The 22,204-nt window shown below is 71.5% G+C and carries 17 protein-coding genes and 1 riboswitch; of the genes, 9 read left to right on the top strand and 8 right to left on the bottom strand.

What is annotated here, in order from left to right:
• Positions 1 to 197: 197 nt before the first annotated feature.
• The 4 genes from Q4V64_RS31940 to Q4V64_RS31925 all read right to left on the bottom strand — a co-directional run bounded on the left by Q4V64_RS31940 (position 198) and on the right by Q4V64_RS31925 (position 5,072).
• Positions 198 to 1,370: a VWA domain-containing protein gene (locus tag Q4V64_RS31940; protein ID WP_124439785.1), complete on the bottom strand. Its 1,173-nt coding sequence runs from the start codon at positions 1,368 to 1,370 to the stop codon at positions 198 to 200.
• The gene (locus Q4V64_RS31935) at positions 1,367 to 1,528 is read right to left on the bottom strand and encodes a hypothetical protein (protein WP_172629171.1); all 162 of its coding nucleotides are present in this window, start codon (positions 1,526 to 1,528) and stop codon (positions 1,367 to 1,369) included. Before Q4V64_RS31935 ends, Q4V64_RS31940 begins: the two co-directional genes overlap by 4 nt.
• Complete coding sequence (locus tag Q4V64_RS31930; RefSeq protein WP_253266926.1) at positions 1,525 to 3,864, bottom strand: DUF5682 family protein; 2,340 nt, start codon at positions 3,862 to 3,864, stop codon at positions 1,525 to 1,527. The genes Q4V64_RS31935 and Q4V64_RS31930 overlap by 4 nt, the downstream gene beginning before the upstream one ends.
• 77 nt (positions 3,865 to 3,941) lie before the next feature.
• Positions 3,942 to 5,072, bottom strand: coding sequence for an AAA family ATPase (locus tag Q4V64_RS31925; protein ID WP_124439786.1), 1,131 nt, complete (start codon positions 5,070 to 5,072; stop codon positions 3,942 to 3,944).
• Between the two features lie 158 nt (positions 5,073 to 5,230).
• Here Q4V64_RS31925 and Q4V64_RS31920 point away from each other — a divergent pair, with 158 nt between their 5' ends.
• Together Q4V64_RS31920 and Q4V64_RS31915 are read left to right on the top strand one after the other, a co-directional pair.
• Complete coding sequence (locus tag Q4V64_RS31920; protein ID WP_124439787.1) at positions 5,231 to 6,586, top strand: SWIM zinc finger family protein; 1,356 nt, start codon at positions 5,231 to 5,233, stop codon at positions 6,584 to 6,586.
• A gap of 95 nt (positions 6,587 to 6,681) precedes the next feature.
• Complete coding sequence (locus tag Q4V64_RS31915) at positions 6,682 to 8,301, top strand: DUF5691 domain-containing protein (RefSeq protein ID WP_124439788.1); 1,620 nt, start codon at positions 6,682 to 6,684, stop codon at positions 8,299 to 8,301.
• Positions 8,302 to 8,342: 41 nt separating this feature from the next.
• Here the strand turns inward: Q4V64_RS31915 and Q4V64_RS31910 are convergent, their stop codons facing one another.
• Positions 8,343 to 8,759 (bottom strand): cobalamin B12-binding domain-containing protein, encoded by a 417-nt coding sequence (locus tag Q4V64_RS31910; protein ID WP_124439789.1) that lies wholly within the window; start codon positions 8,757 to 8,759, stop codon positions 8,343 to 8,345.
• Positions 8,760 to 9,202: 443 nt separating this feature from the next.
• On the opposite strand from Q4V64_RS31910, the gene Q4V64_RS31905 reads away from it, so the two are divergent.
• Together Q4V64_RS31905 and Q4V64_RS31900 are read left to right on the top strand one after the other, a co-directional pair.
• Positions 9,203 to 10,084, top strand: a complete 882-nt coding sequence (locus Q4V64_RS31905) for an alpha/beta fold hydrolase (RefSeq protein WP_124439790.1) — start codon at positions 9,203 to 9,205, stop codon at positions 10,082 to 10,084.
• Between the two features lie 234 nt (positions 10,085 to 10,318).
• On the top strand, positions 10,319 to 11,803 hold the full coding sequence (locus Q4V64_RS31900) for a M23 family metallopeptidase (RefSeq protein ID WP_253266927.1): 1,485 nt from the start codon (positions 10,319 to 10,321) through the stop codon (positions 11,801 to 11,803).
• A gap of 71 nt (positions 11,804 to 11,874) precedes the next feature.
• On the opposite strand, the gene pcrA is transcribed toward Q4V64_RS31900, so the two are convergent.
• Positions 11,875 to 14,361 carry a DNA helicase PcrA gene (gene pcrA, locus Q4V64_RS31895; protein WP_124439792.1) on the bottom strand — a complete coding sequence of 829 codons (2,487 nt, stop codon included), beginning with the start codon at positions 14,359 to 14,361 and terminating at the stop codon, positions 11,875 to 11,877.
• 453 nt (positions 14,362 to 14,814) lie between these two features.
• Positions 14,815 to 14,984, top strand: a riboswitch (cyclic di-AMP (ydaO/yuaA leader).
• Between the two features lie 7 nt (positions 14,985 to 14,991).
• On the opposite strand from pcrA, the gene Q4V64_RS31890 reads away from it, so the two are divergent.
• Entirely contained in the window at positions 14,992 to 16,158 is a 1,167-nt protein-coding gene (locus Q4V64_RS31890) for a C40 family peptidase (protein ID WP_124439793.1), read from the top strand.
• 22 nt (positions 16,159 to 16,180) lie between these two features.
• Here Q4V64_RS31890 and Q4V64_RS31885 read toward each other — a convergent pair whose 3' ends face one another.
• Positions 16,181 to 16,534: a hypothetical protein gene (locus tag Q4V64_RS31885; protein WP_124439794.1), complete on the bottom strand. Its 354-nt coding sequence runs from the start codon at positions 16,532 to 16,534 to the stop codon at positions 16,181 to 16,183.
• 460 nt (positions 16,535 to 16,994) lie between these two features.
• Between Q4V64_RS31885 and Q4V64_RS31880 the strand changes: the two genes are divergently transcribed.
• The 4 genes from Q4V64_RS31880 (at position 16,995) to Q4V64_RS31865 (ending at position 21,269) form a co-directional block, all read left to right on the top strand.
• Positions 16,995 to 18,062 (top strand): C40 family peptidase, encoded by a 1,068-nt coding sequence (locus Q4V64_RS31880; protein WP_124439795.1) that lies wholly within the window; start codon positions 16,995 to 16,997, stop codon positions 18,060 to 18,062.
• An 856-nt stretch (positions 18,063 to 18,918) separates the two neighbouring features.
• Positions 18,919 to 19,227, top strand: coding sequence for a hypothetical protein (locus Q4V64_RS31875; protein ID WP_124439796.1), 309 nt, complete (start codon positions 18,919 to 18,921; stop codon positions 19,225 to 19,227).
• Positions 19,224 to 20,150, top strand: coding sequence for a hypothetical protein (locus Q4V64_RS31870; RefSeq protein ID WP_124439797.1), 927 nt, complete (start codon positions 19,224 to 19,226; stop codon positions 20,148 to 20,150). Before Q4V64_RS31875 ends, Q4V64_RS31870 begins: the two co-directional genes overlap by 4 nt.
• 9 nt (positions 20,151 to 20,159) lie before the next feature.
• Positions 20,160 to 21,269, top strand: coding sequence for a serine hydrolase domain-containing protein (locus tag Q4V64_RS31865; RefSeq protein WP_253266924.1), 1,110 nt, complete (start codon positions 20,160 to 20,162; stop codon positions 21,267 to 21,269).
• 134 nt (positions 21,270 to 21,403) lie between these two features.
• On the opposite strand, the gene Q4V64_RS31860 is transcribed toward Q4V64_RS31865, so the two are convergent.
• Positions 21,404 to 22,084 carry a MarR family transcriptional regulator gene (locus tag Q4V64_RS31860; protein ID WP_124439798.1) on the bottom strand — a complete coding sequence of 227 codons (681 nt, stop codon included), beginning with the start codon at positions 22,082 to 22,084 and terminating at the stop codon, positions 21,404 to 21,406.
• Between the last annotated feature and the right edge of the window lie 120 nt (positions 22,085 to 22,204).

Here is a 22,204-nt window from a genome sequence, read left to right as displayed (position 1 = left end):
TGTACGCGGTGGTCGGTACGCGATGCGAGGCAAGCGGAACGCTGCTCCCCGCTGACGGGCGTTGATCCTTGCACGGGACTCCCGAGGTTGCGCAAGCCCCCCGGTGCCGATGAGCACTCATATCCGTTTTGCCACCCCACACAGGTCGACAAATAGCCGTCAATCACCCGTCAGTGGACCGTCATCGGGTCGACAAATCACCTGTCGGGTATCGGCAGCGGGCGCTTCTCGATCGCCGCCGCCATCACCTCCGGGAACAGGTCGGGCGTGCAGGCGAAGGCCGGCGCGCCCAGCCCGGCGAGCGCGGCCGCGTGCTCCCGGTCGTACGCCGGCGCCCCCTCGTCCGACAGCGCGAGCAGCGTCACGAACTGCACGCCCGCCGCCTTCATCGCCGCGACCCGCTTGAGCATCTCGTTCCGTATGCCTCCTTCGTAGAGGTCGCTGATCAGCACCACCACCGTCTCCGCGGGCCGGGTGATCTGCGACTGGCAGTACGCCAGCGCCCGGTTGATGTCCGTGCCGCCGCCGAGCTGTGTGCCGAACAGGACGTCGACCGGGTCGTCGAGCTGGTCGGTGAGGTCGACGACCGCCGTGTCGAAGACGACGAGCCGGGTGCTGATCGACCGCATGGACGCCAGCACCGCCCCGAACACGGACGCGTACACCACGGATGCCGCCATGGACCCCGACTGGTCGATGCAGAGGATGACCTCCTTCTTCACCGACTGGGAGGCGCGCCCGTACCCGATGAGCCGCTCCGGTACGACCGTCCCGTACTCCGGCAGGTAGTGCTTGAGGTTGGCCGCGATCGTGCGGTTCCAGTCGATGTCGTGGTGGCGGGGCCGGTTGATGCGGGCGCTGCGGTCGAGGGCGCCGGTGAGGGTGGCCCGGGTACGGGTGGCGAGCCGCTTCTCCAGGTCCTCCACGACCTTGCGCACGACGGCCCGTGCCGTCTCCTTCGTCGTCTCCGGCATCGCCTTGTTGAGGGAGAGCAGCGTGCCGACGAGGTGCACGTCGGCCTCGACCGCCTCCAGCATCTCCGGTTCGAGGAGCAGCGTGGACAGCCCGAGCCGGTCGATGGCGTCGCGCTGCATGACCTGCACGACGGTGGAGGGGAAGTACGTCCGGATGTCCCCGAGCCACCGCGCCACGGACGGCGCCGACGCCCCCAGCCCCGCCGAACGGTCCCGCCCCGTCTGCCCCTTGTCCCCCTTGTTGTAGAGCGCGGCCAACGCCCCGTCCATCGCGGCGTCCCGCCCGGACAGCGCGCAGCCGGTGCCGTCGGCCGCGTCGCCCCCGAGGACGAGCCGCCAGCGCCGCAGCCGCTCCTGCCCCGGGTCGATGGGATCGGTCACCGGATCGGTCGTCATCCGCGCACCCCCGTACGAAGCCGTTCCCACAGAGGCATCACGGGCACGGTCGTCGTCGGCCCGTTCTCCGCCCGCACCCCGTACCCGCCCCGAACGGCGTCCGCCGCCCCTTCCGCGCTGTCCCTCTCCCGCGGCTCGCTCAGCCGGTCGGTCGTCATCGCGCCACCCCCACCAGGTCGTTGTCGGCGTCCTCTTCCTCGGCGGCCGCTCCCGCAGCGCTTCTTTCCGGGCCGCTCAGCCCCAACAGCAGCCGGAGCACCGGCAGCACGGCGTCCACGCGCTCGCTGTCGAGGTCGGGAGCGAACCCGGGTATCGCGGCCCCGGCCGAAGCCCCGCTCCCCCGTTGCCCCGGCCCGCGCCGGACCAGCTCGCCCAGGGTCCGGCGCACACCCGGCTCGTATGCCGAGAAGGTGCGCCGCAGCAGCGGCAGCACGTCCGTGAACGCCTCCGTCGGCACGCCGGTCAGCCAGGCGTCGACCAGCCCGAGCAGCCGCTCGTCGTGCACGAGCAGCAGCCCGCCGCCGGAACCGCCGCCGACGAAGCCCTCGATCCACGCGGCCGCGTCCGCCGGCGGTGTCCCCGGCGACAACACGAGCCCCATGAGCCGCGCCGCTTCCCCCTGCGCCAGCTCCCCGTCGTCCAGCAGCAACCGCACGCCCCGCCCCCGCACGACCCCGGGCACGCTGTCCCGCCCGGCCAGCACCCGCAGCACCGCGTGCCACCGTCCGCGCAGGCCGCCGTGGACCGCGACGGGGGCGTCGGCCCCCAGCAACCCCACCGCCCCGTGCACCGCGTCGACATGGCGCCGCATCTCCTCGGCCGCGTCCGCGTCGAGAGCGGCGCAGGCCGGCGGCAGGCCGACGAAGATGCGCTCGGCCAGGCCCGCGGCGACCTCCGTCAGCGCGGCGGTGTCCGTGCCGCGTACGTCGCCGTAGCGCAGGGAGCGGACCAGGGCCGGCAGGGCCTGGGCGAGGTGGCCGACGTCCGTGTCGAGGGCCGCGCGGTCGGCGAGGATCCGCATCACCGTGGGCAGCGCGTCCGGCAGTTCGGCCAGCAGGCACCGCTCGGCGAGCCCGGTGACGTCGGCGAGGCCCTGCGCGGCGACGGCGTCCGCCTCCGCCCTGGCGGTCGCGGCGCCGAGCACCGTCGTCCCCCACACCCCGGCCTCGGCGACCCGCACCGCCAGTTCCGGCTCCCACCGCAGCCGCCACGTCTCCCGGAACGTCCCCGTGCTGCCCCGCGAGGCGGCCGGTTCCCCCCACCCGACCCCGAGCAGCCGCAGCCGGTGCAGCAGCCTGCTGCGCTCGGCGTCGGTGTCCTTGCGCAGGTCGAGCTCCAACTCGCGTTCCAGCGCCTCCGGTTTGAGCCGCAGCCGACGCTGGATCCGGTCCAGGTCGCGCTGCAACGGCACCGCCGGCGCGGCCCGCGGCACCTCGCCCAGCACGTCCCCCACGACGAGCCGGTCGTGCACCAGCGCCAGCGGCACGTCCGAGCCCTCGCACATCACCGCCCGCACGGCGTCGGTGGTCTCGCTCAGGCCGGGCAGCGGGCGGCCGCGCATCACGGCGAGCGTCTCGGCCAGCCGTACCGCCTCGATGACGTGCGCCGAGGAGACGATCCGGTCCTCGTCCCTCAGCAGGCCGGCCACCTTGGTCAGCCAGCGCTCCACCGGCCGGTCCGGCGCGCCGAACAGATGCCCGTACCACCCCGGCGAGTCGATGCCCGCGCCGTATCCGCTGCGCCGCGAGAGCCTGCGGTACGTCCACGGCACCCACGTCATGTCCGCCTTGACCTTGGGCAGCCCCTTCAGCAGGGCCCGGTCGGCGCCGACGGTGGTCCGCTGCCGCAGCGCGGGCACGTGCCAGGCACCGCACACCACGGCCACGGCATCCCCGAACTCGCGCTGCGCCGCGCGCACCTGGAGCCGCATGAACGCCTCCCGGACGAGATCCCGGTCGTGGCCCCCGCTGCCGTACGTCTCCCGCAGCGCCCCCATGGCCTCTTCGAGCGCGACGAACGGCGCGAACGCGTCGCCCTCTCCCCCGCCCCGGTGCTCGACGACGTCCTCCCACCAGCGCTCCGGATCGTCGTAGCCGGCGGTCTCGGCGAGCAGGCCGAGGGGATCGACCCGGACGTCGGCGCCTGGCTCGGGCGCGTCGGTTTCCTCGCCGGTGGGCTCCGTCTCCATGTCCTTCCCCCACGCCAGGGTGTGCGTGGCCGGGAGGTCGATGAAGCGGGCCGGCACATCGTGCTCCAGGGCCCAGCGGATGGCGACCCACTCCGGGGAGAACTCGGCCAGCGGCCAGAACGCGGAGCGGCCGGGCTCGTCCACGGCATGGGCGAGCAGCGCGACCGGCGGCCGCATGTCCTCGTCGGCCGCCAACGGGATCAGTACGTCGGCCTCGGGCGGCCCTTCGATCAGCACGACCCGCGGCCGGCCCGCGTCCAGCGCCCCCCGCACGGCCCGCGCGGACCCGGGCCCGTGATGCCGCACACCGAGCAACAACGGCCCGGCCCCGGACCACCTGCTCCCCGGCCCCTCAGCGGCCGCCGCTCCGTCTCGGGTGTCGCTCACACGCTCACCTCCCGGCACGCGCGATAGAAGTCCTTCCAGCCGTCGCGCTCGCGGACGACCGCCTCCAGGTACTCCTGCCAGATGACCCGGTCGGCCGCCGGATCGCGGACGACGGCGCCGAGGAGGCCCGCGGCGACGTCCCCGGCCCGCAGCACGCCGTCGCCGAAGTGCGCCGCCAGCGCGAGGCCGTTGGTCACGACGGAGATCGCCTCCGCCGTCGACAGCGTGCCGCTGGGCGACTTCACCTTCGTACGGCCGTCGGAGGTGACGCCGTCGCGCAGCTCGCGGAAGACGGTCACCACCCGGCGGATCTCGTCGATGCCGTCGGGCGCGGCCGGCAGGTCCAGGGAGCGTCCGATCTGGTCGACGCGGCGCGAGACGATGTCGACCTCGGCCTCCACGCTCTCCGGCAGCGGCAGCACGACCGTGTTGAAGCGGCGGCGCAGGGCGCTGGAGAGATCGTTGACCCCGCGGTCGCGGTCGTTGGCCGTCGCGATCAGGTTGAAGCCGCGGACCGCCTGCACCTCCTGGCCCAGCTCCGGTATCGGCAGCGTCTTCTCCGACAGGATCGTGATCAGCGTGTCCTGCACGTCGGCCGGAATGCGGGTCAGCTCCTCGACCCGGGCCGTCATCCCCTCCGCCATCGCCCGCATGACGGGGCTGGGCACGAGGGCGTCACGGCTGGGGCCGTGCGCGAGCAGCTGCGCGTAGTTCCAGCCGTACCGGATCGCCTCCTCCGGTGTGCCGGCCGTGCCCTGCACCAGCAGCGTCGAGTCGCCGCTGACCGCCGCGGCCAGGTGCTCGGACACCCAGGTCTTGGCGGTGCCGGGCACGCCGAGCAGGAGCAGGGCGCGGTCGGTGGCGAGGGTGGTGACGGCGACCTCGACGATGCGGCGCGGGCCCACGTACTTCGGTGTGATCACCGTGCCGTCGGGCAGCGTGCCCCCGAGCAGGTACGTCGCGACCGCCCACGGCGACATCTTCCAGCGGGCCGGGCGCGGACGGTCGTCCTGCGCGGCGAGCGCGGCGAGTTCACCGGCGAAGGCGTCCTCGGCATGCGGCCGCAACGCCTCGGTCGTCTCCGTCTCACGCACGTCCACGGACGTCGGTTCCACGGACAAGGACATGGCTGAGTCCCCCCTCCAGCTCGGCCGGTTCGGATCTGACATCCACGTTGCACCACACCACTGACAACGCGATCTGACCTGCGAAAACGCGCTCGCGACCGCCCGCGCCACCTCGCTCGCGGGACCGATTGTCAGTGGTGGGACCTACCTTCGATGGCATGACTCAGCAGGGGGTGCGCTGGAGCGCGGATCAGGTGCTGGCACTGGCGCCTGACGCCGTATCACGCAAAGCGGGCAGCAAACTCGGCGCGGCCGGGCCGTGGTCCGAGGCGGGCAGGTGTGGCGAGGGGACGGTGTGGGGGCTGTGCAAGGGCAGCGGGAGCAAGCCGTATCAGACGGTCGTGGACATCGCGGACGCGTCGGGACCGGCGTACAAGTGCAGTTGCCCGAGCCGCAAGTTCCCGTGCAAGCACGCGCTCGGGCTGCTGCTGCTCTGGGCGGGCGGGGACGGGGCGGTGCCGCCGGGGCAGCCGCCGGAGTGGGCCGGGCAGTGGATAGAGGGGAGAAGACAGCGCGCGACGGAGAAACGGGCGGCGGATGCGGCCGGTTCCCCGTCCGGGTCCGCTGATCCCGAGGCGGCGCGGCGCAGGGCGGAGCGCCGGGCCGAGCGGATCACGGCGGGGGCGACGGAGCTGGAGCAGCGGCTGGCGGACCTGCTGCGCGGCGGCCTGGCGGGCGTGGAACAGGCGGGGTACGGGCTGTGGGAGGAGACGGCGGCCCGCATGGTCGACGCCCAGGCACCCGGACTGGCTGCTCGTGTGCGGGAGTTGGGGGCGATCCCGGCGTCCGGACCGGGCTGGCCGGTCCGGTTGCTGGAGGAGTGCGCGCTGCTCCACCTCCTCGACCAGGGCTGGTTCCGCCGGGAGGAGTTGCCCGAGGCCCTGGCGGCGACGGTCCGTTCCCGCATCGGCCTGCCCACCTCGGCGGACGGCCCGCCGGTGCGCGATCGCTGGCTGGTCCTCGCCCAGTACGACACGGCGGACGCGCGCCTGACGACCCGCCGGATCTGGCTGTACGGCGCCGAGTCGGACCGTACGGCGCTGCTCCTCTCTTATGGCGCCGCCGGCCGCGCCCCGGAGCTCGCGCTGCCGGTGGGCCTGACGCTGGAGGCCGAGGTGTCGGCGTACCCGGGCGCCGGACAGCCGCGTGCGGCCCTCGGCGAGCAGTTCACCCCGCCCGCTCCCGCGTCGATACGGCCGCCGGGGGTGACGGCGGCCCAGGCGGCCGCCCGCTACGGCGAGGCGCTGCGGGACGATCCCTGGCTGGGCTCCGTCCCCGTGACGCTGGACCAGGTCGTGCCGACCCCGGACGGCGAGTCCTGGCAGTTGGCGGACGCGGGCGGTGACGCGGCGCTGCCCCTCACCCCCACCGCCCGTTCCCGTCCTGGCCTGTGGCGGCTGGTCGCCCTCTCCGGCGGCGCACCCGTCAAGGTCTTCGGCGAGTGCGGCCATCTGGGCTTCACCCCGCTGACGGCGTGGCCGGAGGGGGTGGGTGAGGCGGTGTCGCTGTGCTGAACCGGCACGCATGTGTCCGGTCCCTGTGGACACCCGAACCCGGTGACCCTTCAACCACTTCCAGGCACCGCACCAAGAGGAATGCAGAGGAACGCATGAACAGGACTTCCGCTCCTGCGGCTGCGCCCGCTCCGGGCGCCTGGGAGGAACTGGTCACGGCAGCCCTGCTCGGCACGGACCGGCGCACGCCGCCGGGCTGCGCGCCGGGCCGGGAGGCACCGGCGGCGTTGCTGGACGCGGCGGCCGTGGAGACCGTACGGCGGCGGGCCGGGCTGCGTCCGGGGCCGGCGGCCCGGCGGCCCGAACCTGCCGCCGAGGACCCGCGTCCTGCGCTGCCGACCGCGGCGGCCCGCAGGCTGGCGATGCTCCTGGCCGACCGCCCCGGCACGGGGGGTGGGGGCCGCAGAGGCACGGCACCGGACCTCATGGAGCTGCTGCCGCAGTGGCTCGCGACGGCGAACGCGCGCGGTTTCGCCGCACCCCCCGAGATGCTGCCCGCGCTCCTGGACGCGGCCCGGGGACGGACGGACCTGCGGTCGGCGGCGCTGACCTTCGCGGGACCGCGTGCCGTGTGGCTCGCCCGGCTGAACCCGGACTGGCGGTTCGCTCTGCGCGCGACCCCGGGCGGTGGCACATCGCTCCCCCGTCCCGAAAACACCGACAAGATCCAGCAGCTCTGGCAGGAAGGGCTGTTCGCCGAGCGCGTCGCCCTCCTCGCCGCGCTGCGTGCCCGAGAGCCCGCCACCGCGCGGGAGTTGCTCGCCATGACATGGACGACGGAGCGGGCCGAGGACCGGCTGATGTTCCTCGACTCGCTGCGGACGGGCCTGGGCCCGCGGGACGAGCCGTTCCTGGAGCAGTCGCTGACCGACCGCAGCCGCAATGTACGGGCGACGGCGGCGGAGCTGCTGTCGGCGTTGCCGGGTTCGGCGCTCGCGGCGCGGATGGCGGTCAGGGCGGGCGCGTGCGTGGCCGTCGACCACACGAAGGACATACCGACCCTCACGGTCGAGGCGCCGCACGAGTGCGACCCGAGCATGGAGCGCGACGGTGTCGTACCCAATCCGCCGGGCGGGCGGGGTGAGCGGTCGTGGTGGTTCGGCCAGTTGGTGGAGGCGGCACCGCTGCCCACCTGGCCGGCCCGGCTCGGGGGCCGCACACCGCGGGAGATCGTGGCGCTGCCGGTGGCGGACGACTGGCAGGGCGAACTGCACGCGGCGTGGTGCCGGGCGGCGGTGCGGCAGCGGGACGCCGAGTGGGCGCGAGCCCTCCTCGGAGCGCCCGCGTCACCCGAGGCCGGCGGCCCCGGCGCGGTGTCCCTGGCCGAGCGGGCCAAGCTGCTCGGCACGCTGGACGCCGCCGAACGGGCCGAGTGGGTGGCCGGGTTCATCGCGGCGCACGGGCTGTCCGAGGCCTTCCAGTTGCTCGGTGTGTGCGCGGTGCCGTGGGCCACGCCGCTCGGGCGGGCCGTGGTGGACGCGCTCAACATCGCACGGGATGCGGGGAGTTACCCATGGAGCTTCAGCGGAGTGATGGGGCTGGCCGAGCGCTGCCTCGACCCCTGCGAGGCGAGCCGTCTCGACGGATTGCTGGCGGTACCGGACGAGCCGGAGGACGCGAGTCCGGGGGCCGGGGGCTATTGGGCGGAGGCGTTTCAGCGGCTGGTCACTACGTTGCGGTTGCGGGCGGCGATGGCCGAGGAGTTGGGGGCGTAGGGCGTTCCGGTCACCTCAGCCGACCCGCACTGCACGACGACCTAAGCCCCAGCCGGCTGCCGCGCGTTCGCCCGAACCCAGTCCACGATCGACTGCGTGGTCGCTCCGGGCGTGAAGATCTCCGCGACGCCCTTCTCCTTCAGCGGGGAAATGTCCGCCTCGGGGATGATTCCGCCTCCGAAGACCAGGATGTCCTCCGCGTCCCGCTCCTTGAGCAGGTCGATCACGGCCGCGAACAGCGTGTTGTGCGCCCCCGAGAGGATGGACAGCCCGATCGCGTCGGCGTCCTCCTGGATCGCGGTGTCGACGATCTGCTCGGGAGTCTGGTGGAGGCCCGTGTAGATGACCTCCATACCGGCGTCGCGCAGCGCCCGCGCGATCACCTTTGCCCCTCGATCGTGGCCGTCGAGCCCCGGCTTGGCCACCACCACGCGGATCGGACCGGCTGCCACACCCATCACTGCCTCCATGAAGCGACTACATCCATCGGTACCGATACATCCATTCCTACCGACAAGTACCGCACCCGCCGGGAAAGTGAACGAACGTTATCGTCAGCATCCCGCAACCGGCAGTTTCGCGGTGGATTCCGAGGGGGAAATCACACGGTGGGACACGTTCGGGAGCCGCTACGAGGTCGTCGCACCGCCGCGCCGCATGCCACGCGCCGCGGCGGTGCGACGCATCGGCGACGGCACGCAGGGCACGCAGGGCACGCAGCAAAGGTAGGGCACGACAGCGGGGAGCCTCGTCGCCACACCGACAGGGAACCTCGTCACGTCACCGGCGCAACACCAGCACCGCGCTCCACTCACGCCCCGTCGACGACCTCGGTCGCGGCCTCCCATGAGGGCACACGGGGGACAGAGCCGTTCTCCTGCGTGCCGACAGGAGGTCGGCCATGAAGGTCACCAGCGCAGTGCTGCCCTTTCTTCCGGTGTGCCGGCGGTTGCTGCCGGACAAGCTCCCGGACAAGCTGACGGGACTCTCCCTGGCCCTCCTGAAGGCGACCGCTCTGGAGATCGCGATCCTCGCGGGACACCTCCTCCTGTACCCCTCCGGCGTCGCACAGGAGCGCCGGGCTTCCGCGACGCCGCTGCCCTCGCCGGAGGACGGCGCCGCACAACTGCCCACCCAGGCCAAGCCCCCGGTCGTCCTGCTGCACGGCTTCATAGACAACCGCTCGGTGTTCGTCCTGCTGCGCCGCAGCCTCGCCCAGCACGGCAGGCAGCAGATAGCGTCGCTCAACTACTCGCCGCTGACCTGCGACATCCGTACCGCGGCGGAGCTGCTCGGCCGGCACATAGAGGACATCTGCGAGCGAACGGGCAGCGAGCGGGTCGACGTCGTCGGGCACAGCCTGGGCGGACTGATCGCGCGGTACTACGTCCAGCGCCTCGGCGGTGACATCCGCGTCCGGACGCTCGTGACGCTCGGCACTCCGCACTCCGGCACCCGCGTGGTGCCGCTGGCGAACGCGCACCCGATCGTGCGCCAGATGCGCCCCGGTTCGACGCTGCTCGAGGAGCTGGCCCGGCCCGCACCGGGCTGCCGTACACATTTCGTCAGCTTCTGGAGCGACTTGGACCACCTGATGGACCCACTGGAGACCGCCTGCATCGACCACGCGGACCTGATGGCGCAGAACGTGCGGGTGAGCGGAATCGGGCATCTGGCCCTGCCCGTGCACCCGGCCGTCGCGACCGGGATACGACAGGTCCTCGACACGGCGCGCTCGGAGGCCGAGGCGACCGCACACGCCGGCGGACTGACGGTGGCGTAGCGGCCCCGAACAGCCGAAGCCACCCGTTCGCCATCGAACACCCTTCGAACACAAGGCCAAACTCGCGCCCGCCGTCCCCCGAAACACGGCTGATTGCCCGTTTCCTGCGCGCGGGAAACCCGACGAAGATTGTCGTGCCCGCGTACCGCCGGGTACAGTCACCGCACTGCTCTGGCAGCCCCTGTTGTCGAGGCGAAAGAGAAGTTGGTGAACGACCGTCATCCGTCGGGGACCATGACCACCCCGGCTCCGGCTTCCGACGCCGACTCGTCGCAGTACGCGTCGTACGGCACCCAAGAAGCCCAGTACGGCGACTTCACCACGTACGGCAACTACGACGCCACCGGTTTCGACACGGGCGGCAACGCCACCACGACCTTCGAGGCCGACCCCCTCTTCGGCTGCCTCCCGGGCGAGAGCACCGGCTCGTACGACAGCACGACGTGGTCCACGGGCAGCCACCAGAACCCGAACTACGACATGTACGCGGCCCAGCACCAGGCCGCCTACGACGCCGGCACGTACGACGCCACTGCCTGGGCGACCGGGCAGCAGCCGCTCGCCACGATCCCGTCGCAGGCCACGAGCCCTGACACCAGCGGCCAGTGGGACGCGAACGCCTGGCACCAGCCCGACCAGTCCGGCGGCCCGGCCGACGCGACGCAGCAGTGGGAATGGGGTACGCAGGCCTTCGACACCGGCGCGTACGACGCCACGCAGTGGAACTCCGACGGCGGCCAGGCCACGGCGTCCGCCGAGGAGTACGAGCCGCAGGCCGAGTCGGCGTCCTTCGACCAACAGGCGACGGCGAGCTTCGAGCAGGTCGCGTACGAAGAAACGTTCGGCGAAACCGCTCCGCACGACGGCGAGTCGCCGGCCTCCGGTGACATGCCCGCCACAGCCGAGGCCCCTCTCCTCGACGACCAGGAAGAGGTCGTCCTGGTCCCGGCCCCGGCGTCGCGCGCGGCCGCTCGCGGCGCGGGGCGTTCCCGCCGCCGTCCACCCCCCAAGCGCTCCGCGCTGCTCACGGTGGCCGTGCCCTCGGCGTGTGTGATGGGCGTCGCGGGGATCGCCGCCGCCTCCGTCGGCACGCTGACCGACGACGGCCAGGAAGTGTCCACGACCGCGGCGGACGCGGCCCCCGTGCAGCCGTCCGCCGCGAACGACAAGCTGGACTCCCAGCTGGAGAGCCTCTCCGCCGAGGCGGACGCCTTCAGCGACCGGGTCAGCCGCACGCAGGAGCGCATCGACCTCAAGGCCCAGCAGCTCGCCGAGAAGAAGAAGGCGGCGGCGGAGGCGGCCCGCAAGGAGCGGCTGCGTCCCAAGTACGCGCTGCCGGTCGCGCGGCACGGACTCAGCGCCTACTACGGCCAGTCCGGCATCAACTGGATGTCCGTGCACACCGGCATCGACTTCCCGGTCTCCTACGGCACGACGGTGATGGCCGTGACCGACGGCACCGTCCGCACGGAGTGGAACAGCGCGTACGGCAACATGATGATCGTGACGGCGAAGGACGGCACGGAGACGTGGTACTGCCACCTCTCCAGCTACCGGGTCTCCTCCGGCACGACCGTGAAAGCCGGAGACCCGATCGCGTACTCCGGCAACTCGGGCAACTCGACCGGCCCGCACCTGCACCTCGAGGTACACACGGCCGGCGGCTCGGCCATCGACCCACTTCCCTGGCTGCGCAGCCACGGGCTCGACCCGACGTAAGCAACCGTAAGTACCGTAAGCAACCCCGCTTGTGAGCCCCCGCCGTTCAGCGGGAGCTCAGCGCGGGCGAGCTACAGCTTCTCGACTGGCGCGTACCGCAGCAGCAACCTCTTCGGCTTGTCGTCCCCGAAGTCGATCGTCGCCTCCGCGTTCGCCCCCGTGCCCTTCACCGCCGTCACGGTGCCCAGCCCGAATTGGTCGTGCGTCACCCGGTCCCCGACCGCCAGCGAGACCACCGGCTTGTCCGAAGCCCGGCGCGTGGCGAAGCCCGACGCGCCCGACGCCGCCGACCGCGAGCGGGAGGAGGACAGCGAGGCCGCCACCCCGGAGGCCGGACCGGAGGACACCGGCGAGGTGGCGCCCGTCCGCTTCCAGTCCACGTGCTGCGGGGGGATCTCCTCCAGGAAGCGGGACGGCGGGTTGTACGACGGCTGCCCCCAGGCGCTCCGCATCGACGACCGCGTCAGATACAGCCGTTCCCGCGCGCGCGTGATGCCGACGTACGCCAGGCGCCGCTCCTCCTCCAGCTCCTTGGTCTCGCCGAGGGCGCGCATGTGCGGGAAGACGCCGTCCTCCAAGCCGGTCAGGAAGACGACCGGGAACTCCAGACCCTTGGCGGTGTGCAGGGTCATCAGGGTGATGACGCCGGAGCCGTCCTCGTCCTCGTCGGGGATCTGGTCGGAGTCGGCGACCAGCGCCACCCGCTCCAGGAAGTCGGAGAGCGAGCCGGACGCCTCGCCCTCGGCCGACTCCTGCTCGAACTCCAGGGCCACGGCCGCGAGTTCCTGGAGGTTCTCGATCCGGGTCTCGTCCTGCGGGTCGGTGGAGGCCTGCAACTCGGCGAGGTAGCCGGTCCGTTCCAGCACCGCCTCCAGGACGGTGGCCGGGCCCGCGCCGGACTCGACGATCGTACGGAGGTCCTCCATCAGCGTGTTGAACCGCTTGACGGCGTTCGTGGAGCGGGCGGCCATGCCGTACGCCTCGTCGACGCGCTTGAGGGCCTGCGGGAAGCTGATCTTCTCGCGCTGGGACAGGGCGTCGATCATCGCCTCGGCGCGGTCGCCGATGCCCCGCTTGGGGACGTTCAGGATCCGCCGCAGCGGGACCGAGTCCTCCGGGTTGGCCAGCACGCGCAGGTAGGCCAGGACGTCCCGGACCTCCTTGCGCTCGTAGAAGCGGACGCCGCCGACGACCTTGTAGGGCAGGCCGACGCGGATGAAGACCTCTTCGAAGACACGGGACTGGGCGTTCGTACGGTAGAAGACGGCGACGTCCCCGGCCTTCGCCTCGCCCGCGTCCGTGAGGCGGTCTATCTCGTCGGAGACGAACTGCGCCTCGTCGTGCTCGGTGTCCGCGACGTAGCCGGTGATGCGCGCGCCCGCGCCCGCGTTGGTCCACAGGTTCTTGGGGCGGCGGGACTCGTTGCGCTCGATGACCGCGTTGGCCGCGCTCAGGATCGTCTGGGTGGAGCGGTAGTTCTGCTCCAGCAGGATCGTCGTCGCGTCCGGGTAGTCCTCCTCGAACTGGAGGATGTTGCGGATGGTCGCGCCGCGGAAGGCGTAGATCGACTGATCGGCGTCGCCCACCACGCACAGTTCGGCGGGCTGGAGGTCGTCCTCGCCGGGCGGGACGTCCACCGGGTGCTCGGAGGTGCCGACGAGCTCCCTGACCAGGGCGTACTGGGCGTGGTTGGTGTCCTGGTACTCGTCGACGAGGACGTGGCGGAAGCGGCGGCGGTAGTGCTCGGCCACGTCCGGGAACGCGCGGAGCAGGTTGACCGTCGTCATGATCAGGTCGTCGAAGTCGAGGGCGTTCGCCTCGCGCAGCCGTGACTGGTACATGGCGTAGGCCTGGGCGAGGGTCTTCTCGAAGCCGTCGGTGGCCTGGGCGGCGAAGTCCTCCTCGTCGATCAGCTCGTTCTTGAGGTTGCTGATCTTGGCGCTGAAGGACTTCGGCGGGAAGCGCTTGGGGTCGAGGTCCAGGTCACGGCAGACCAGGGCCATCAGACGCTTGGAGTCGGCGGCGTCGTAGATCGAGAAGGAGGATGTGAAGCCGAGCTTCTTGGACTCCCGGCGCAGGATCCGCACGCACGCGCTGTGGAAGGTCATCACCCACATCGCGTTCGCGCGCGGGCCGACGAGTTGCTCGACGCGCTCCTTCATCTCGCCCGCGGCCTTGTTGGTGAAGGTGATCGCGAGGATCTGGCCCGGGTGGACGCGCCGCTCGCCGAGCAGGTAGGCGATGCGGTGGGTGAGCACGCGGGTCTTGCCGGAGCCGGCGCCGGCCACGATGAGCAGCGGAGTGCCGTGGTGCACGACGGCGGCGCGCTGGTTCTCGTTCAGCCCCTGCAGGAGCGCGGCCGCGTCCACCGCGGGGCGCGGGGCGCCGTCGCGATAGTAGGCGTCCCGGTCCGGCGGCACGTCGAACTTCCCGCCGAACAGATCGTCCGGAACGGGCTCCGGTACGTGATCGTCCTCGGGCGGCGGCGGAGGTTCTGCCTCGTGGCCGCGGTGGGCCTGGAGGTCCGCCAGGAAGCTGTCATCAAAGAGGCTGCTCATCGCTCTCCGAGTCTAGGGCGCCCCACTGACACCCCGCCGCCGCCCCGAGAACATCGCCGGAATCCGAAGGGGTTCTCAGATGCCGAGGATCCTCCAGAGCAGCCCGCCCGGCATCTGCTCACCGTCCAGTACTGTCCCGTCACGGTCCGCGATCGACCAGCGGAAACGTAGACCTTGCCGTCGTACAGGTCGCCCTGTCCCCTGAAGCCGTAGCCGGACTTCCAGCCGAGGATCTTGCCGGCGTGCGGTCGAACCGGACCGAAACCATCACTCCGGCAGAAATGCGCACAAGCCGCCACAGAACACTCCGGATCGGCCACGCTCCGCGACATCCTGACCGTAGGTCACGAAAATGTATCGGGCATATCGAACATCAACCTTCACAGGGACCACACGCGTTGGCTACCGTGCCGGACAGGCCGTACGACCCCCACCGGCGAACGTCGCCGGGCCGCACGGCCTCCGCCGAGTCCGGTGCGCCGCCGCGCGACCGGAGCCGGGGACCCACCGACCTTGGGGTGAATCGGCCCGACCGCCCTCCGGGGCAGGGCCGTAGGGCAACCCTTCCGAATTACCCGCCCGAACCCGACAGCTAACTCGGTAGGCGGAAGATGGAAGGAGTCGCCTCCCTTGGCGTCGCACCGCAAGTCGCGTCCTTCGGGTACGCGCGTAGCAGGCATACGGACCCCCGCTCTCGCCACGGCGGCCCTCACCTCCGTGGCCCTGCTGTCCCAGTCGGCCAACGCCACCCCGGCCGACGACAAACCGAGTCTCGAAGAGGTCGAGAAGAAGGTCGACGACCTGTACCGCCAGGCGGAGTCGGCGACCGACAAGTACAACGCGGCCAAAGAGAAGACCGCCAAGCAGCGGGGGCGCGTCGACACCCTCCTCGACGACGTCGCCCAGCGCACCCAGAAGCTCAACGAGGCGCGTGAGGAGCTGGGTTCCTTCGCCGCCGCCCAGTACCGCACCGGTGCCTCCGCCCCCGACACCTCGACGTTCCTGCTCGCGGACTCCCCGCAGGACTACTTCGACCAGACCCAGCTGATGAGTCGCATGACCAGTCGGCAGAAGGGCGCGGTCGACGACTACGTCACCGAGCAGTCCGCGACGATGAAGAAGCGCCAGGAGGCCACCCAGAGCCTCGAGACGCTCACCGAGTCGCAGGGCGACCTGAAGACGGCCAAGGCGACCGTCCAGAAGAAGCTCGCCGACGCGCGCGCACTCCTGTCGCAGCTGACCGCCGAGGAGAAGGCGCGGCTCGCGGCGATCGAGAAGGAGAAGCAGCAGGAGGCGGCACGCAAGGCCGCCGAGCTGGCGCGGCAGCAGGCGGCGGAGGAAAAGGCCCGGCAGGAGGCGGCCGCCCAGCAGGAGCAGAACAGCTCGGCGGACACCAGCGCCCCGGCCCCCAGCACCCCCGCGACCGACGCCTCCTACGCCACCAAGGCCGAGAAGGCGCTCGCCTTCGCCCGCGCCCAGATCGGCAAGCCGTACGTCTGGGGCGCCACCGGCCCCGGCTCCTACGACTGCTCCGGCCTCACCCAGGCCGCCTGGAAGGCCGCCGGCGTCGACATCCCCCGCGTCACCTACGACCAGGTCAACGCCGGTACGACGGTCTCCCTCTCCAACGCCCAGCCCGGTGACCTGGTCTTCTTCTACGACGACATCAGCCACGTCGGCATGTACATCGGCAACGGCATGATGATCCACGCCCCGAAGCCGGGCGCGTACGTCCGCGAGGAGTCGATCTACTACGACGGCGAGTCGGCGATCCACAGCGTGGTGCGACCGGCCTGAGGCACCGGCGTCCGGGCCGGGATCACGTCCACAGCACCGCGATGAAGATGTTGGCCGTCGTCAGCAGGCCCACCAGTCCGAACAAACCCTTGTCCACCTTCTCGTCGTCCCGCTTCACATAGACGAGGCCGAGAATCACGATCAGCAGGGCCAGCTTCACGCCGATCTTGATGTTGTTGACGGTCTGGTTGTCGGCCTGGTTGAGACCGACCAGGATCGCCCCGGTGACCAGCATCGTCAGGGCGCCGTGCAGCATCGCCGGGTTGAACCGGGCCGTGCCCTCGCCCATCGCCTTCATCTGGGTGAAGAAGCCGCCGAGCAGTGCGGCGATGCCGATGATGTGCAGGCCGACGAAGAGGTGGATGAGTACGTCCATGAGGCCGGAGCCTAATGAGGGGCGTCGCTGCCTCCTGACACCGGGCCACCCCTCCTTACCCGGATCTTGCATATATGCGCCCCATAGCACCCCGACACGCGCACGGGTCACTGAATCGGCAGTTCGGTCATCGCGCTGTGTGAAGTCGACGGCGCCGACCCGGGATCACGGTCACATACGGTCACCCGGTGGTCCGCTCGCGGCACTTCCGCACAACCCGTTACCGCGCCGACACGGCGAGGTTTAGCGTCCTCCCCCAGGTGACCGGCTCCCCACCGCCGCCCGGGCCAGGGGCGGCAGTCGGCCACCACCGCCGAGAAGGTCCGGCGGCGGTCCGCTTCCCCTGTGCGGGCCGCCGCCGGACGCGTGAGCCGCCTCCGGGCGGCCGTACGTCCGCTCCGCTCCGCGGCCGTACCGACGAGGCGGTCGTACGAGTCGTACGAAAGGACGTGCAGTCCACGTGGCAGCGCACCGCAAGCGCAGACAACGCTCGGTCAGCGGGAACAAGGCCCGTACAGCGGCGACGATCGCCCTGGCGGGCGCGGCGACCGCGACGGGCTTCGACGGGACCGGACATGCCGAACCGCAGCTGACGCCCGCGCAGGTCAAGGCGAAGGTGGACAAGCTGTACCAGGAGGCGGAGGTCGCCACCGAGAAGTACAACGGCGCGAAGGAGAAGGCGGAAGCGGCCGAGAAGCGGCTGGCCACGCTGCAGGACGAGGCGGCACGCAGGACGCAGAAGCTCAACTCGGCGCGGGACGCGCTGGGTTCGATGGCCGCCGCCCAGTACCGTGACGGCGGTCTGGACCCGGCGCTGCAACTCGCGCTCTCCGCCGACCCCGACCGGTACCTGGACGGTGCCGAGTTCGCCGAACGAGCGGGCAGCCATCAGGCCTCGTCCGTCGCGCGCGTCCGCGAACAGCTGCGGGAGATCGAGCGGTTGCGCGGGGCCTCTCACATCGAGCTGGCCTCGCTCACATCGCGTCAGGCGGAGCTGAAGCGGCACAAGAAGACGATCAACGGCAAGCTGGGCGCGGCACGGCAGCTGATGTCCCGGCTGACGGCTCAGGAGCGCGCGCGGCTCGGGTCGGGCGGCGACGCGCCCCGCGCCTCCCGGTCCTCGACGGCCGCACGGGACGGCCTGGCGGCCCTCGGATCGGTCACGTCCCAAGCCCCCAACTCCCGTGCGGCAGCAGCGATTTCCTACGCCTACTCCAAGCTCGGCAGCCCCTACGTCTGGGGCGCGACCGGCCCCGACGCCTTCGACTGCTCGGGCCTGATCCAGGCCGCCTACCGCGCCGCGGGCATCTCCCTGCCCCGCACGACCTACGCCCAGATCGACGCCGGCCGCCGCGTCTCCCACTCCGAACTACGTCCGGGCGACCTGGTGTTCTTCTACTCCGGCATCAGCCACGTCGGCATCTACATCGGCAACGGCCAGATGATCCACGCCCCGAGGCCGTCGGCGCCGGTACGGGTGGCGCCGCTGAGCGAGATGCCGTTCGCGGGGGCTACGCGGGTGGCGTGAGGGGATGGCGATGGTGTGAGCGTCCGGGTGGGTTCTTTCGGGTGATTTTCCACCATCAGGGGTGATTCGCGCAGGCCCACGGAGCATCGTCTGTGTACTGAAGGCGTTTCTCTTCGAGGAGTGATGATGGCAATCGAGACACTTCTGCAAGGCGGTCTGACCTTGGAGGCCGATGTGTTGGAGGAGCTGGTGATGGGCTCCGAGGAGCCGGTGAGCGATGCTCCGCTGCCCAGCCCCGAGGGAAACACGGCTCTGCTCATCCTTGCCGCACTCCTTTCACCGAAGGAGCCGAAGGAGCCGAAGGAGCCCCGCGGCCGGTGCTTACCGAACGGTCACGTGCTGCCCACTGCGCCTCCGCGGATCTCTTGGCACGCGGTGCTCACGAGGTCATGCTGGGCGCAGCGAGCAGCACGGTCGTGGCCGCGTTTCTTCGAGAAGCGACAGCGCGCGGCGAGCAGTCGGTGGCGGCGGACACCGGCGGGTCCGTCGTGGCGCCCGACCTCGTGGTTGCGGTGGGCGCGGTGCGCCTGTTGGGGGCCGATGCGCTGGCTCCCTATGCGCTGACCGGTCAAGCCGTTCTGCCGGAGGAGTCGGCGGCTGTCCGTATGGCCATCTCGGCGCTGCCCCCCGCACAGCAGCCGCCCGCCGCGCCGCCGCACGGGCCGGAACCGCCATGGGTGAGGGCCTGGATCGACTGGGGGCTGGCGACCATGCTGGCCTGCCTCGATCCCGCCGCCCCCCATGCCGCGGTCCCGCTCCCTCAGGAGCCGCCGCAGTGCGACGGCAGCGCACCGCGCCGCCGTTCACCAGCCCAGCGGTCGATGGCCCGGATGGCGGGAGCTGTGGGGAAGGCTGGGTGCCGTGGTCCCTGCGGATGGCGCGGCTGGCGTCGCTGGCTCTACCCGGTCTGCACAGCCCCGTACACGATGCCGCACGCTCGGGGGCCTTGGCGCTGGCACGCGGCGCTACCCGCGCGCTGCTGCGGCGTGACTTCGCCACCGCGGCACGGATCACCCGCTGGCTGGCCTGGCTGACCGCCGACGGCGTCCCACTCCCCGTGGATGCGGCCTTGCTGACCGATGACATCATGCTGCGCGGCGGCGGTGACCGCTGCCTGCTGGACGCAGCGATCTCACGCCGTCTACTCGGCCTGGACAGCGTATGAGCACCGCGCTGGCCCACACGGCACATCACATCCGTTCCCGCGCCCTGAGCTGGCTGCATGCCCATCACCCCATGGGCGCGCTCGAGGGAGATGGCCTCGCCGGGAAGACAGAGACCTACAAGGCACTGCAGGAGACGGCGCTGGCCGCCTCACTGATCCTGCGCGACGGTGCCGCAGGCAGCGCGGAGTGCACGCTGGCTCGCGAACTGCTTGACTTTTCCTGGAGCCAGTTGAAGGACGGCACGCTCCTCTACGAGCGAATGCTCCGCCACCCTCTGGCCACCGACACCCTGGAGGGGTACGCCCACTTCGCCCGGGTCGGCTACCGCCACCCCGGCGTGGAGCGGCTCATTCCGCACATCGCCGCGATGGGCACGGTCAAGGCCGTGGAGCACGTGCCCAACCGAAGGCTCGCCGTCGCCAACGCCCTGCGCATCACCGGCCACGATCACGGCGTGTCGACATCCGACTGGGAGACGCTGACGCGGGCCACCTGGCTCGGCGGCAACCCGGAGCCGTGGCACATCGACTGGATGACCGGCTACTCCGTCACCCACACCGTCTTCCACCTCACCGACTGGGGCTCTCACCCGGAGTGGCTGCCCGACGACGTGGTCGCCTACCTGGTCCGCTGGCTGCCTGTATGGATCGACGTGTGGGTGGAGAGTTGCCAGTGGGACCTGGTCGGCGAACTACTGATCGTCGGCAGCTGCCTGCCCGAGCCGTACGGCGAGATCACCGACTGGCAACGCCTGGCGGACCTCCAGCACGCGGACGGCCTGATGCCCCGCGACGACCAACCCGTCGACGACGACCCCGTCACCCGCTTCCGTGATCACCAACACCCCACCATCGTGGCCGCCATCGCCGGCACCGTCGCGCTCACCCGCGCCCTCGACACTCCCGCCCTCGAAGCCTCCTGACAGCCACTCGTGACCGTCCTCCCCTCGACCGCCCCCTGCACCGGCAGCCTCTCCGACGACGCAGAACGTCTCCTCGCCCCCGCCACAGTGCGCCAGGCGATGCGCACGCTGCTGCTTGCGGCGCCCACTGCCGGCACCATCGCGGTCGGACTGCACCGCAACGGGCGCCACGCGCTGTTCGTGCGCGGCCGTACCGCACACCACGGCGGCGTGAGAGCCGACGCCGACACCCGCTTCGAAGTCGGCTCCCTCACCAAGCCGTTCACCGCCCTGCTCCTGGCAGAGCAAGCGGCCCACGGCGAACTCGACCTCGGCGATCCCCTTGCCCACCACCTGCCCGCCGGTACCGCACTGCCAACGGGCGGCACCGCCATCGCCCTGACCCACCTGGCCACGCACACCTCCGGACTACCCCGCCTCCCGCCCGGCCTGCTGACCTCCGCCGTTCCACAGCTGTTCGCCAACCCGTACGCCGACTTCAGCACCGACGATGTGCTGCATGCACTGGCCCGCACCCGCTTGCGAACCGCTCCCGGTACCCGCGTGCGCTACTCCAACTTCGGTGTCGGCCTGCTCGGCCACGCCCTCACCGGCGCAGCCGGCAACGTCTCCTACCCCGCCCTGCTCGACGACCGAGTGCTCAAGCCTCTCGCCCTGCGACACACCAGCTGTGCCACCACGGCACCCGCGGGCGGTACCCAGGCCACCGGCTACTGGCACCGCCGAGCCAGACCGCCGTTTCGCATCCCCGGCCTGCCCGCCGCAGGAGCCCTACGATCCAGCGCCCGCGACCTGCTCACCGTCACCGAGGCCCTCCTCGACCCCGCCTCGGCCCAGGTCCCGAGCGCATTGCGGACCGCTCTGCGCGAAGTCCTACGCCCCAGGCTCCGCCTGCCGAGCGGCAACAGCCTGGCGCTGATCTGGAACATCCGCCCCCGCAGCGACGGCACACACCTCTACCACCACTCGGGCGGCACCCGCGGCTGCACCGCCTTCGCCGGATTCAATCCCCACCACCACACTGCGCTGGTGGCCCTGGCGAACACCGCACCCGGGCCCGGCAACACCCTTGTACAAGCCGCCTACAACACCCTGCTCGCCCTACAAAGCCGTGCCTGAAGGGCCGCAACCTCACCGGCGAAGAAGCCGAGTAGGTGGTGCTGGACATCGCTGGTCGAGGACGGCGCGCCTTGGCCGACCGGGTTTCCCACATTGGCTGACACGCTGAGGTGCCCTTGGCGTTCTACGAGTCTTCAGGCGCGCTGCGGAGCACGGATGGCGGCGCGCACCTCTGCGGCGTGAGCCCGCACCGCAGGGGGCCGCATCCCCGCCGCCTCTCGGTTTGCACTCCTGTCCCGGCCGCCGCAGGCCCGGCAGAGCCCTCCGGGCAGGGCCTCCGGGCGGCCGGGTACGCCGCACTCGGTGCACTCCATCAGGACGCGGGGTCCTCGGCCCGGTACTGCGGCGGGCAGGGCAGGCGGCATCTTGTCGATGAGCCGACGCCGGACGAACGCGCGAGGCGAGTGCACGTGATCCGGAAGCCCGGCGGCGAGAACCTGTGGCAGGTGGTCGGGCGTCACCCCACGCGCCAGCCAGTCGGCGGCCAGTGGTTCGAGGACCGTGCAGTCGGCGGAGGACAGCGCCAGGCGCGGGTCCTGAAGGCCGAGTTGGGCGAGGGCGAGGTAAGCGGCGGAGGGGGTGAGGACCGGTTCCGCGTCGGACTGCGGTGGCGTGGTGTGTGACGGTACGGCGACGGAGGCGCCCTCGGGCGCGGATGCGGGGTCCGCTGCGGTGACCGCCTCGGACGTGGGCGTCACGTCACCGTCCAGGAAACGGGCCCACCACTCGTCGTCACGTGGGGTACGCGACCAGTAGGTGTGGAAGACCCACCGCGTGCCGGTGTCGCCCTCACCCGGCGGGACACGGCGGCGCACGCGGCGCAGATGACCCGCCCGGCCGAGTTCGTTGCGACCAAGATCGGGAGTGATTGGCAGATCTGTTCCACCCCTGCGAAGGAAAACCCCAGGTGAGGTGGCCGTGCCGGTGGAACAGAT

The organism is Streptomyces sp. NL15-2K (genome assembly GCF_030551255.1).
Classification (GTDB): Bacteria; Actinomycetota; Actinomycetes; order Streptomycetales; family Streptomycetaceae; genus Streptomyces.
Note: the sequence above shows the minus strand (reverse complement) of the source record. Positions and strands in the feature narration are given on the sequence as shown.